This window comes from Stenotrophomonas sp. BR163 (assembly GCF_047520985.2).
GTDB lineage: Bacteria > Pseudomonadota > Gammaproteobacteria > Xanthomonadales > Xanthomonadaceae > Stenotrophomonas > Stenotrophomonas sepilia.
Genome location: NZ_JAXBRE020000041.1, coordinates 14,788 through 28,130, shown reverse-complemented (window position 1 = coordinate 28,130; position 13,343 = coordinate 14,788). Strand labels below are relative to the sequence as shown.

Here is a 13,343-nt window from a genome sequence, read left to right as displayed (position 1 = left end):
GGGTTGGCAGGACACGCCGTAAACCCGTCCATGGGGGCTCGATGGCGCCATCCATGGCGCCAACGGTCCTGCCAACCCACACCGCCCCACCTCTGACAATTTCCCGCGGCTGTTGGCAGGTGTCGACCTTGGTCGACACATCTGTCAGATATCGAAAGAAGTTCCGGGGTCAGATCCGTTTTCCCATGGAAAACGAATCTGACCCCAAGAGTATTTCCAACAGATCGCGGAAAACTGTCGAAGGCGGGGTGGGTCCGGTTGCGGGGGCGTGAGCGCCATGGATGGCGCGACCGAGGCTACATGGGTGAGGGCGCTTTGCTTGCGAAGCACTGCTTCGCAAGCGCCCGAACGCCCAGCCGCCGGTGGCTGGGCCGGACCCCGGAGGGGGATTCACGCCGTCCCCCGCAACTGGACCCACCCCGCCATCCCACGGAATGCAGGCCTTTGACCTTGACGTTGCCCTGGCCTCTGCGGGTGCAGGGCGCAGCCCTGCCGATAACCCCATTCACACAGGTAAGTGCAGGTCACAGGATAAGCAGACGCCTTGTTGCCTCCGCCAATCGGGTCCACATTCCTGTGCAGAAGACGGGCCGCTGCCCGTTGCCGAGACAACAGGAGCCCTGCATGTCCGCTGCCCCCACCACCGCCATTTCCCGCGATCCGGCCACCGGCCAGCAGATCGCCAGCCATCCCTTCGCCACCGATGCCGAGCTGGAAACAATCCTCGATCGCGGCCAGGTCGGCTTTGCGGCCTGGAGCGTCAAGAGCCTCGAACAGCGCGCAGACGTACTGCGTGCGATGGCCGCCGTACTGCGGCGTGACCGTGAGAAGCTGGCCGCGCTGGCTACCGCCGAGATGGGCAAGGTGCAGGCCGAATCGCTGGCCGAGATCGAGAAGTGTGCCGTGCTGTGCGACTGGTATGCCGACCACGGCGCGCAGTTCCTGCGCGACGAACCGACCCAGGTGCCCGACGACAAGGCTTACGTGTCCTACCTGCCGCTGGGCGTGGTGCTGGGCATCATGCCGTGGAACTTCCCGTACTGGCAGGTGATGCGTGCGGCGGTGCCGATCCTGATGGGCGGCAACGGCTTCCTGCTGAAGCCGGCCGAGAACATCGTCGGTACCGCGCAGCTGCTCGACGCGGCCTGGCGCGATGCCGGCCTGCCGGAAGGCACCTTCATCGCCGCCAACATCAGCCGCGAGGGCACCAGCCGCGCGATCGCCGATGATCGCATCGCCGCAGTGACCCTGACCGGCAGCGTGGCCGCAGGCCGCAGCATCGCCGCCCAGGCCGGGCAGGCGCTGAAGAAGGTGGTGCTAGAGCTGGGGGGCTCGGATCCGTTCATCGTACTGGCCGACGCCGATCTGGACGCCGCCGTTGATGCGGCGGTAGCCTCGCGCTTCCAGAACACCGGGCAGGTCTGCATCGCCGGAAAGCGCATCATTGTCGAGGACGCGGTCTATGATCGTTTCGTGGCGCAGTTCTGCCAGAAGGTGCAGGCACTGACCATCGGCGATGGCCGCGACCCGGCCAACCGCATCGGGCCGATGGCACGCCAGGACCTGCTGGAACAGTTGCACGTGCAGGTGCGCGCCTCGGTGGACGCAGGCGCGAAGCTGCTCGTCGGTGGCCATCAGCTCGATCGCCCGGGCGCGTTCTATGCGCCCACCGTGTTGGCGGACGTGGAGCCGGGCATGCAGGCCTTCGATACCGAGACCTTCGGGCCGGTGGCCTCGATCAGTCGCGCCCGCGACGCCGACCATGCGGTGGAACTGGCCAACCAGAGCGAATTCGGCCTGAGCGGCAACCTGTGGACCGGCGACCGCGCGCGGGCCATGCAGCTGGCGCGCCGGCTGCAGACCGGCGGCGTGTTCGTCAACGGCTTCTCCGCTTCAGACCCGCGCGTGCCGATCGGCGGCGTGAAAAAGAGTGGCTTCGGTCGTGAGCTCTCGCACTTCGGCATCCGCGAATTCGTCAACGCGCAGACGGTGTGGTTCGACAAGCGTTGACGCGCAGCTTCCCTCCTTCCTGCAACGATCCACCATCAGTCCAGCGAAAAGGACGGCATTCCAATGTCCAAGGGTTCAGATCTGCTTGTCGCCGCGCTTGAGAACGAAGGCGTCGAGCGCATTTTCGGTATCCCCGGCGAGGAAAACCTCGACGTGGTCGAGTCGCTTCGTCATTCCAGCATCGAGCTGGTCATCACCCGCCACGAGCAGGCAGCGGTGTTCATGGCCGCCACCTATGGCCGCCTGACCGGCAAGCCCGGCGTGTGCCTGGCCACGCTCGGTCCGGGCGCGCTCAACTTCACCACCGGCGCCGCCTATGCGCTGCTCGGTGCGTGGCCGGTAATCATGATCACTGGCCAGAAGGGCATCGTCGCCAGCAAGCAGGCGCGCTTCCAGATCGTCGACATCGTCGGCACGATGAAGCCGTTGACCAAGCAGGCACGGCAGATCGTCTCGGCGCGCACGATCCCGACCATCGTCCGCGAGGCGTTCCGTGTCGCCCAGGAAGAGCGCCCGGGCCCAGTGCTGCTGGAGCTGCCCGAAGACATCGCGGCCGATGAGGTGGAGGGCGTGGCGCTGGTGCCGCCGCACGCGGTGGATCGTCCCATCGCCAGCCCGGAAGCGTTGGATCGGGCGGCAGAGACCATCCGCAGTGCAAAGCGACCGCTGCTGATGATCGCTTCGGCGGCGTCGCGGCCGCAGTCCAGCGAGGCGCTGTCGGCGTTCGTGCTGCGCGCCGGCATTCCGTTCTTCACCACGCAGATGGGCAAGGGCGCGGTGGCCGGCGGCTCGGGCCTGTACATGGGTACCGCAGCGCTCACCGAGCGTGATTACGTGCACATGGCGATCGACCAGGCCGACGTGATCGTGACCATCGGCCACGAGGTCACCGAGAAGCCGCCGTTCGTGATGCGCCCGGGTGGGCCGACCGTGATCCATATCGGCTACTCGCAGGCGGCGGTGGAGCAGGTGTACTTCCCGCAGGTGGAGGTGATCGGCGACATCGGCCGTTCGCTGACCCAGCTGGCCGACCGCATCGAAGGCGCGGTGCCGAATGCCGCCGCGCTGCTGCCGCTGCGCGCGACCATCCTCGAGCATCTGGCCGACCGTGCCGAGGAGGCCCGTTTCACCCCGCAGCGGCTGGTGCACGACGTGCGCCAGGTGATGCCGCCGGACGGCATCGTGGCGCTGGACAACGGCATGTACAAGATCTGGTTCGCTCGCAACTATCGTACCCAGGTGGCCAACACATTGCTGCTGGACAACGCGCTTGCGACCATGGGCGCGGGCCTGCCATCGGCGATCATGGCCTCGATCCTGTATCCACAGCGGCGGGTGCTGGCGGTGTGTGGCGATGGTGGTTTCATGATGAACAGCCAGGAGCTGGAGACAGCGCGCCGGCTGGGGCTGAACCTGGTGGTGCTGATCCTCAACGACGGCGCCTACGGCATGATCCGCTGGAAGCAGGCGGTGGATGGCTTCACCGACTACGGCATGACCTTCAGCAACCCGGATTTCGTGAAGTACGCCGAGGCCTATGGCTGCAAGGGGCATGAGGTGACCGCCATCGAGCAGTTCATCCCGACCCTGCAGGCGGCGTTCAACGAGGGCGGGGTGCACCTGGTGTCGGTACCGGTCGATTACTCGGAGAACCAGCGGGTGCTGGTGGACGAGCTGCGGCAGGCGTTCCCCGGGGACGCGTAGGCGCCGATCCGCTGATGGGGTCAGATCCCTTTGCAGCGCAAAGGGATCTGACCCCTCTCCAGGCCGGGGCAGGGCGGTTTTGGTATGCTGTGGAGCCGGCCGCGCCGGGCGCAAGATCCCCCTCACTACACGATTCCCGCAGATCCATGAGCGAAGCTACCGATACCCCCCCCGTCGACGAGAACAAGTTGATCGCCGAGCGCCGTGAGAAACTCAAAGCGCTGCGTGGGCAGGGCATCGCGTACCCGAACGATTTCCGTCGTGAGGACTTCGCCGGCCGCCTGCAGGACGAATTCGCCGATGCCGAACAGTGGACCGCCGAGGCGCTGGAAGGCAACGGCCGCCAGGTGAAGATGGCCGGCCGCCTGATGGCCAAGCGCATCATGGGCAAGGCGAGCTTCGCGCAGATCCAGGACGAGTCCGGCCGCATCCAGCTGTTCCTGCAGGGGGCCGTGCTGGGCGATGCCTACACCGCGTTCAAGGGCTGGGACGTGGGCGACATCATCGCCGTAGAAGGTGGCCTGACCCGCACCAAGACCGGCGAGCTGTCGGTCAAGGCCGAGTCGATCCGCCTGCTGACCAAGTCGCTGCGTCCGTTGCCGGACAAGTGGCATGGCCTGGCCGACGTCGAGCAGCGTTACCGCCAGCGTTACGTCGACCTGATCGTCACCCCGGAGTCGCGCGCGGTCTTCATCAAGCGCTCGAAGATCATCCGCGCCATGCGTGCGTGGCTGGACAACCGCGACTTCCTGGAAGTCGAGACGCCGATGATGCATTACATCCCCGGCGGCGCGGCGGCCAAGCCGTTCACCACTCACCACAACGCGCTGGACCTGGACCTGTACCTGCGCGTGGCGCCGGAGCTGTACCTCAAGCGCCTGACCGTGGGCGGCCTGGAGCGCGTGTACGAGATCAACCGCAACTTCCGCAACGAAGGCGTCAGCACCCGCCACAATCCGGAATTCACCATGATGGAGCTGTACGAGGCCTATGCCACGTACAACGAGATCATGGACCTGACCGAAGGCGTGATCCGTGACGTGGCCAGGACGGTCAACGGCAGCACCGAGGTCGAGTGGGACGGGGCGAAGATCGACCTGGGCCCGGCGTTCCGCCGCTGGCGCATGGACGAAGCCGTGCGCCACCACAACCCGGAAATCTCGGTTGCCGACTGCACCGACCGTGACGCGCTGCTGCGCCATTGCGAGCGCTTGAACATCCGCGTCAAGCCGTCCTACGGCTGGGGCAAGCTGCTGCTTGAGATCTTCGAGGCCACCGTCGAGCACACCCTGATCCAGCCGACCTTCATCACCGACCATCCGGTGGAAGTCTCGCCGCTGGCCCGTGCCAACGACAATGATCCGGGCTACACCGACCGCTTCGAGCTGTTCGTCAACGGCAAGGAGCTGGCCAATGGCTTCTCCGAGTTGAACGACCCGGAAGACCAGGCCCAGCGCTTCCAGGCCCAGGTGGCCGCGAAGGAAGGTGGCGACGACGAGGCCATGCACTACGACGCCGACTACATCCGTGCGCTGGAGTACGGCATGGCCCCGACCGGCGGCCTGGGTATCGGCGTCGATCGTCTGGTGATGCTGCTGACCGGCAGCAGCTCGATCCGCGATGTGCTGCTGTTCCCGTACATGCGTCCGGAGCAGTAAGTCACCTTTTTGACTCCCGATTGTGCGCGCCGTCCCGAAACGAGACGGCGCGATTGACGCGTCCCGCACTCGGCGTATCGTAATTGCACTACCTTGACGCCTGCTATGGCTTGATCGGCGTCAGGGGAGGGCACGGTGTGGGGAGTCCGCTTCACATTGTGATGACGATCATGAATCGGGATGCACGACACGGGAGTCAGGCCGATGCAGGGTGCGAGCGTTCGCAGCGGCAGAGTATCCTCGCCTGCTGATGATCCAGCGTGGTCGAAAAACCAGGCAGAGTACGCGTTGAATATCGTCATCGTTGATGACCAGACTTCCGCCCGGACGATGCTGCGTCACGTCATCGAAGACATCGCGCCGGAACTGAGCGTGTATGACTTCGGCGATCCGCTGACCGCATTGGCCTGGTGTGAAGCCCATCCGGTCGACCTGCTGCTGCTCGATTACCGCATGCCGGAGATGGACGGGCTGGAATTCGCTCGCCGTTTCCGTCGGCTGCCCAAGCACCGCGACATTCCGGTGATCCTGATCACCGTGGTCGGTGACGAGCCGATCCGGCAGGCGGCACTGGAAGCAGGAGTCATCGACTTCCTGGTCAAGCCGATCCGCCCACGCGAACTGCGTGCGCGCTGCTACAACCTGCTGCAGCTGCGCCAGCAGACCGAGAACGTGAAGCAACGGGCGCTGTCGCTGGAGCAGCGCCTGCTGGCCAGCATGCATGAGGTCGAAGAGCGGGAGCGCGAAACGCTGTCACGACTGGCGCGCGCGATCGAATTCCGTGATGCCGGCACCAGCGCCTACCTGGAGCGCATGGCACGCGTGGCCGGCCTGATTGCCGAACAGCTCGGGCTGCCCGAGGAGGAGGTGCGCCTGATCGAAATGGCTGCGCCGCTGCATGACATGGGCAAGATCGCCATTCCCGATGCGGTGCTGCTCAAGCAGGGCAAGCTCAACGAGGAGGAGCTGGCGATCATGCGCCGGCACCCGCGGATTGGCCATGAACTGCTGAGCGGCAGCCAGAATCGTTTCATCCAGGTTGGCGCGTTGATCGCACTGCGCCATCATGAGCGTTACGACGGCAGCGGCTATCCTGATGGGCTGGTCGGCGATGCGATTCCGCTGGAAGCGCGCATCGTGGCTGTCGCCGATGTCTTCGACGCCCTGATTTCGCCCCGTCCGTACAAGGAAGCATGGACCATGGAAGCCACCCTGGCTTATCTCTACGCCCAGCGTGGCCGGCTGTTCGATCCCCGATGCGTGGACGCGCTGCTGCGCGGCCGCGAACAGCTAGACCAGATCTGCGCCGAGCATTCGATGGCGTCCGCGCGCCCGGGGCTGGGCGCGTGAAACGGCTGTTGTCGCAGCTGCGGCTGCGCCTGTCCCAGCGCCAGGACAGCGAACACGGCCAGCAGATCGTCCGTATTGTCCTGATCAGCCTGATCCTGGCCTACGTGCTATTGCCGGCGCCGCGCCACGACCTGCCGCACACGCAGTACGTGGGCGTGCTGGCGATCGTATTGACCGGCCTGAGCCTGTCGCTGCTGTTGTTCGGCTGGCTGCTGTGGCGGCCGGCGCGTTCCGATCCCCGCCGCGTGCTGGGCATGCTCGCCGACTATGGCCTGATCGCTGCCGGCATGGTGCAGATGGGCGAGCCCCTGGCCTGGGTCTACATCGTGGTGATGTGGGTGACGGTCGGCAACGGCATGCGCTTCGGCAACCACTACCTGTACGTGGCAGTGGCGATGGCGATGGTGAGCTTCGGTTGCACGGTGCTGCTGACGCCTTACTGGCAACAGAATTTCCGTCTGGCCATCGGCCTCTGGCTCGGCCTGGCGGCCGTGCCGCTGTACTTCTCGACGCTGCTGCGGCAGCTGACCGAAGCAATGGCCGAGGCGCGCCGTGCCAGCGAGGCCAAGAGCCGTTTCCTGGCCAACATGAGCCACGAGTTCCGCACGCCGTTGAACGGCCTCAACGGCATGACCGAAGTGCTGGCGACCACGCGCCTGGACGATGAGCAGCGCGAGTGCCTCAACACCATCCAGGCGTCGTCGCGCAGCCTGCTGGCGCTGGTGGAGGAAGTGCTGGACATCTCGGCCATCGAGGCCGGCAAGCTGCGCGTGGTGGCCGAAGACTTCGCCGTGGCCGATGTGATCCAGGCGATCGGGCTGATCCTGTTGCCGCAGGCCAAGGCCAAGCGCCTGGATTACCGGGTGAAGGTCGCCGATGGTGTGCCGCCACGCGTGCGCGGAGACGTCGGGCACCTGCGGCAGATCCTGCTGAACCTGGCCGGCAACGCGGTCAAGTTCACCGATCACGGCCGGGTCGAAATCCGTGTCAGCGTGGTGCAGGCCGATACCAGTGGCGCGGTGCGGCTGCGCTTCGACATCCTCGACACCGGCATCGGCGTGGCCCCGGCCATGCGTGCGCGGCTGTTCGATGCCTTCGAGCAGGCTGACGTCAGCATGGCGCGTCGCCACGAGGGCACCGGGCTGGGCACAACCATCGCCAAGGGCCTGGTCGAGGCGATGGACGGTGACATCGGCTATCTGGAAAACCCGCCGCGCGGCAGCCACTTCTGGGTCGAGCTGCCGTTCGCGCCGCCGCAGCCGCAGGTGCCGGGTGCGGTGCCGAGCCTGACCGGCGACGACGACGTGGGGCCGGGCGGCAACGTGATCGCATTTGCCGACCCGTTCCTGCGCCATCGCGCCCGCGTGCGCAGCATGCAGATCCTGGTGGCCGACGACCACGAGGCCAACCGCATGGTCCTGCAGCGCCTGCTGCAGAAGGCCGGGCATCGCGTGCTGTGCGTGGATGGCGGTGAGGCGGTGCTGGATGCGCTGGCCGACAGTGAGTTCGACGCGGTCATCGTCGACCTGCACATGCCGGGCATGAGCGGGCTGGACATGCTGAAGGAGTTGCGGGTGATGCAGGCCGGCGGCGGACCGCGCACGCCGGTGCTGGTGCTCAGCGCCGATGTCACGCCCGAGGCGATCCAGCGCTGTACCCAGGCTGGGGCGCATGCGTTCCTGGCCAAGCCCGTGGTGGCGGTGCGCCTGCTCGATACCCTGGCCGAGATCGCCAGCAACGCCCAGCTGAAGACCATGGCCGCACCGGTGGTGCGACCGATGGCGCTGCAGGATGGGGTGCTCGACAGCAGCGTGCTGGACGAGCTGGCCTCGCTGGGCATGGGCGAGGGCTTCGAACGTGAGTTCATCCGCCAATGCCTGGAGGACGTGGCGGGCTGCATGGGCAAGGCCGAGCAAGCCGGTGAGGCCACGCAGTGGGATGTGTTCCGCGAACAATCCCACGCGATCAAAGGCGTGGCCAGCAACCTCGGCCTGATGCGCGCGTCCAACCGTGCCGGCGAGCTGATGCGGATGGCCGACTGGCAGCTGAAGACCGAATGGCGCCAGCGCCTGGGCATCCTGCAGGAGGCGATCAAGGAAGGCCGGCGCGCGCTGGAGGCACGGGCCGAACGCCGGCTGCGCGGCGCTGCCGACGATGGCGAGGCGCGTTGAACCACGGCAGGGTGCATAAAAAAAGCCCGGTGGCCAACCGGGCTTGAACCCATCCTGGGGGAGGGATGAATCAGGCCGCGTCGAGGCTGGCGCGACGGGTCTGGGCCTTGATCAGGCGGTCCATGGTACGCAGCGAACGGTCGCCGAGTGCGAGGGCGGAATCGACCCATACCTTGGTGATCTCCAGCAGTTCGTCGTAGCTGACCGGCTGGGCGATGGCGCGTGCGGCGTTCATCGCCAGATAGGACTGCGGTGTGCGCTGCTGCTGGCGGATCAGGTCTTCCACCGCCGCCCGGCCTTCGCCCTTCTTCACCAGCACGTCGACCACGCCCATCGCGTGCATCTCCTCGGCGCTGTAGACCCGGCCGTCGAGGATGATCTTCTCGGCCAGGTGGGGGGACACGCGCCGGCACAGGAAGGAGTACGCACCCATGCCCGGGAACAGGCCGAACAGCACCTCTGGCAGGCCCAGTCCGCTGCCTTCCTCGGCGACAATGGTGTGGCAGGCCAGGGCCATTTCCAGCCCGCCGCCGAGGGCGTCACCCTGGATCAGCGCGATCGAACGGACGTCGCCGCCGAACCCGGTGTGCAGGTGGTGCACGCCCTCCACGCAGCGCTGGGCATAGTTCAGCAGGAGGTCGCGGTTGCCTTCGCGGATCAGGCGGGTGAACAGGTCCAGGTCGCCGCCCAGGTTGTAGGCGACGGCATCGGAGGCCAGCACGAAATGCCGCAATGTTCCGCTGTGGCGTTCGGCAGGGCTGCGGGTGATGGCCGCCATGTAGCTCCACATCTCGTCGAGCATGTCCTTGCGGCAGCAGGGGCGGATCCCAGTGGCGGCATCGGCGTGCATGAACAGCCAGTGGGCAGCGCCGTCGGCGCTGTCTTCGGTGCGGATGGTGGCGAACGGTGAGCCGCTTGAAGGCAGCTTTTCGATGGTACTCATGGAAGGGTCCTCGGCATGCGGCCCGCAGTGTCAGGTGGGTGGCCGGCGGGCCGAACGGTCCACACACGCGGCGATGCTACACCGCCCCAGGGGCGTCGCATGCGAAAGGGCCCGGGACGTTTCCGCCCCGGGCCCTGCATCGTTCAAATTGCCGCAAACCCTTACTGGGCGGGCGTATCGCGGAGTTCGCGGCGGAGGATCTTGCCGACATTGGTCTTCGGCAGCTCCTTTCGGAATTCAACGATTTTGGGGTGCTTGTAGCCGGTCAGGTTGGCCCGATCTCGGTCTCCCTGCGGAACGCTGTGGCTCAACATGAGGGGCCTGGTCTCGCTTCAAGGCTGCAGAATGCGGTCAAATATCTGTGTCATCGGCCCGTAGTCGCAACTAACACCTGCAATGTTCGCAGCTAACCACTCGCCTTCGGTCAAGAGATCCCATCGAATGTAATACCCGCAGCTGAGTGCGAGATGTTCAAACAAAATGCGCTGCACTCGCCCATTGCCCTCGCGGAATGGGTGAATCATGTTGATTTCGCAGTAATGTTCTGCGAGCTTTCGGCAAAACGCGTCCCGGCTCAAATTCGCAAGCCAGCCGTCCCGTTCAAGATTGGCAAATAGCTTTGCTGCTTCTGGTTCAATTCGGGCATTGGTGCAGAAAGGCGTGCCGCCCTTGGATATATCGACAGTTCGGACGCTTCCAGCCCACTCGTATATCTCCCCAAAAAGCGCGAGATGCAGTTTCTTCAGCGTATCAAGAGTATAGGGAGGAGCAGCGTAATTGACACTTAGATGGGTGAGAGAGGTAATCTCCTGCTCTGCAATTTCAAGTGCGTCCATTGAAGTGATGCCGAGCCTGTTTTTAAGGACAGTCGTGCCGGCAATGCAATAGTGATCATTCGAAGAATCATAGCGGTCCACTCACTGCTCTCGATGCTTCTTCAACAGTGTTGCAAGCGTTGACTTTCCCTTTGGGGCAGCAATGCTTATGCCTTCAAGCTTCGAACTGTAGATGAAATTTCTCGTCTTACTAAAGCGATATCGAACCTTTGGGTCAGCTGCAGCCTCGGAAATCCTATCCACTGCCTGAACGAAATGCTCATTGAAGGATGCGCTCCTTACACAATCATCCTTCACGGAGCCGCGATAGAGAGTTGAGTACAGCTTGCATTTGAAAATGACGTGCGAGGTGGAGCGCCCATTCATTGAGCAGCTTACAGTCGATCTTGAGATCGCTTGGACCCTCAGGATCAGAAAATAAAATGAGGACCAACTCTTTGAGCCGATGCTTACCCCAAGCAGTTCGCTCAGTGCGTCCTTCAATTCTCTAAAATGACCGTAAGCCTTTAGATCAGACTGACTCTCAACAAGCAAAAAATCCACAATGGATGGATCATGCGTTGTTGTCTTGATGATTTTGCTCGACTTTGGCATGGCTCGCGCTAGCGGTCGGAGGGACGGCTCTCCAGAACGTCCAGGTGCACTCTGATTACAACACCTAATTATACCAAGCCTAGTGCAGAGAAGATGAAGCATAGGTCCGGATTGACGATCAACTCTGGACTTCAGATCGATTTTTTGGAACTAGCGGGCCCGGGACGTTTCCGCCCCGGGCCCTGCATCGTTCAAATTGCCGCAAACCCTTACTGGGCGGGCGTATCGCGGAGTTCGCGGCGGAGGATCTTGCCGACATTGGTCTTCGGCAGCTCCTTTCGGAATTCAACGATTTTGGGGTGCTTGTAGCCGGTCAGGTTGGCCCGGGCATGCTCCTTGACCATTTCGGCGGTCAGGTTCGGGTCCTTCTTCACGATGACCACCTTGACCACTTCCCCGGACTTTTCGTCCGGCACGCCGACCGCGGCCACTTCCAGCACGCCCGGCATCATCGCGATCACGTCCTCGACTTCATTCGGGTACACGTTGAAGCCGGACACCAGGATCATGTCCTTCTTGCGGTCGACGATGTAGAAGAAGCCGTGTTCGTCCATCTTCGCCATGTCGCCGGTATGCAACCAGCCGTCAGCATCGATCGCCTTGGCGGTTTCCTCCGGGCGCTGCCAGTAGCCCTTCATCACCTGCGGGCCCTTGATGCAGAGCTCGCCGACCTCGCCCAGCGGCAGGATGGCGCTGTTGTCGTCCTTGATGCAGGCATCGGTGGACGGGATCGGCAAGCCGATCGAGCCGTTGTATTCGGTCAGGGTGAGCGGGTTGATGCAGGCCGCCGGCGAGGTCTCGGTCAGGCCATACGCCTCGACCAGGGTCACCCCGGTAACCTTCTTCCAACGCTCGGCCACGGCGCGTTGCACCGCCATGCCGCCGCCCAGGGTGACCTTCAGCGAGGAAAAGTCGACCGTGTCGAAGCCGGGGGTGTTGAGCAGGCCATTGAACAGCGTGTTGACGCCGGTGATGGCGGTGAAGCGCACCGACTTGAGCTCTTTGACGAAGCCCTTCATGTCACGCGGATTGGTGATCAGGTGGTTGCAGCCACCGAACTTCATGAAGACCAGCCCGTTCGCGGTCAGTGCGAAGATGTGGTACAGCGGCAGGGCGGTGATGATCCACTCCTTGCCCATCTCGATGCCCGACGCACTGATCCAGGCCGAGGCCTGCTGCATGTTGGCGATCAGGTTGCGGTTGGTCAGCATCGCGCCCTTGGCCACGCCGGTGGTGCCGCCGGTGTACTGCAGGAACGCAATGTCGTCGTGGTCGATCTCGACCTGGGGCAGGCTGTGGCGGCTGCCGATCTTCAGCGCCTGGCGGAAGCGCACCGCGCCCTTGAGATGGTAGTTGGGCACCATCTTCTTGATGTACTTCAGCACGAAGTTGACGATCACGCCCTTGGCGCCAAGCAGGTCGCCCAGGCCGGTGGTGATCACGTGCTTGACCGGCGTATCGGCGATGACCTGCTCGACGGTGTCGCCGAAGTTGTCGACCACCACCAGTGCGGTCACGCCGGCATCGATCAACTGGTGCTTGAGCTCGCGCGCGGTGTACAACGGATTGACATTGACCACGGTCAGGCCGGCGCGCAGCACGCCGAAGGTGGCCACCGGGTACTGCAGGCAGTTGGGCATCATCAGGGCGACGCGGTCACCCTTCTTGAGCTTGAGCTCTCCCAGCAGGTAGGCCGCGAACTGATTGACCAGCGCGTCGGTCTCGCCATAGGTGACGACCTTGCCGAAGCTGGAGTAGGCGGGACGGTCGCGGAATTTCGCGACGGAAGCGTCGAAGACCGAAGCTACCGAATGGAACTCGTTGACGTCGATCTCGGCGGGAACGCCTTTCGGATAGCTCTGCAGCCAGGGACGATCCAGACTCATATTCCCCCTCCAGGAATCGTGATGTATTAGGTTCCGGCCCTGAGCGTATCGACAATGGCCGGTCATTGCAGCATACCCCGCCGTAGGGAAAACGCGAAGAGGCCCCGAAGGGCCTCTTTGCTGGGTAGTGCCGGCCGCTGGCCGACATCTGCGCTCGATAGGCGATCCAGCGGATGCCGGCCAGCGGCCGG

At 64.2% G+C, this 13,343-nt stretch carries 9 protein-coding genes; 5 read left to right on the top strand and 4 right to left on the bottom strand.

Annotated elements, in window-relative coordinates; translation table 11 throughout:
• Nucleotides 1-624: 624 nt before the first annotated feature.
• The 5 genes from ACM0PY_RS19980 to ACM0PY_RS19960 all read left to right on the top strand — a co-directional run bounded on the left by ACM0PY_RS19980 (nt 625) and on the right by ACM0PY_RS19960 (nt 8,893).
• Nucleotides 625-2,010 carry an NAD-dependent succinate-semialdehyde dehydrogenase gene (locus ACM0PY_RS19980; RefSeq protein ID WP_134972176.1) on the top strand — a complete coding sequence of 462 codons (1,386 nt, stop codon included), beginning with the start codon at nt 625-627 and terminating at the stop codon, nt 2,008-2,010.
• 63 nt (nt 2,011-2,073) lie between these two features.
• Nucleotides 2,074-3,714, top strand: coding sequence for an acetolactate synthase large subunit (locus tag ACM0PY_RS19975; RefSeq protein ID WP_134972175.1), 1,641 nt, complete (start codon nt 2,074-2,076; stop codon nt 3,712-3,714).
• A gap of 146 nt (nt 3,715-3,860) precedes the next feature.
• The gene (gene lysS, locus ACM0PY_RS19970) at nt 3,861-5,372 is read left to right on the top strand and encodes a lysine--tRNA ligase (protein ID WP_053499438.1); all 1,512 of its coding nucleotides are present in this window, start codon (nt 3,861-3,863) and stop codon (nt 5,370-5,372) included.
• Between the two features lie 204 nt (nt 5,373-5,576).
• Nucleotides 5,577-6,722, top strand: a complete 1,146-nt coding sequence (gene rpfG / locus ACM0PY_RS19965) for a cyclic di-GMP phosphodiesterase response regulator RpfG (RefSeq protein ID WP_049435901.1) — start codon at nt 5,577-5,579, stop codon at nt 6,720-6,722.
• Complete coding sequence (locus ACM0PY_RS19960) at nt 6,719-8,893, top strand: response regulator (protein WP_065177622.1); 2,175 nt, start codon at nt 6,719-6,721, stop codon at nt 8,891-8,893. The genes rpfG and ACM0PY_RS19960 overlap by 4 nt, the downstream gene beginning before the upstream one ends.
• Nucleotides 8,894-8,963: 70 nt before the next feature.
• On the opposite strand, the gene ACM0PY_RS19955 is transcribed toward ACM0PY_RS19960, so the two are convergent.
• The 4 genes from ACM0PY_RS19955 to ACM0PY_RS19940 form a co-directional block, all read right to left on the bottom strand.
• Nucleotides 8,964-9,836 carry a crotonase/enoyl-CoA hydratase family protein gene (locus ACM0PY_RS19955; protein WP_072168987.1) on the bottom strand — a complete coding sequence of 291 codons (873 nt, stop codon included), beginning with the start codon at nt 9,834-9,836 and terminating at the stop codon, nt 8,964-8,966.
• Nucleotides 9,837-9,997: 161 nt separating this feature from the next.
• Complete coding sequence (locus tag ACM0PY_RS19950) at nt 9,998-10,150, bottom strand: hypothetical protein (RefSeq protein WP_180885870.1); 153 nt, start codon at nt 10,148-10,150, stop codon at nt 9,998-10,000.
• A gap of 18 nt (nt 10,151-10,168) precedes the next feature.
• Nucleotides 10,169-10,753 carry a Fic/DOC family protein gene (locus ACM0PY_RS19945; protein WP_134972174.1) on the bottom strand — a complete coding sequence of 195 codons (585 nt, stop codon included), beginning with the start codon at nt 10,751-10,753 and terminating at the stop codon, nt 10,169-10,171.
• A 722-nt stretch (nt 10,754-11,475) separates the two neighbouring features.
• Complete coding sequence (locus tag ACM0PY_RS19940; RefSeq protein ID WP_134972173.1) at nt 11,476-13,152, bottom strand: long-chain fatty acid--CoA ligase; 1,677 nt, start codon at nt 13,150-13,152, stop codon at nt 11,476-11,478.
• Nucleotides 13,153-13,343: the final 191 nt, after the last annotated feature.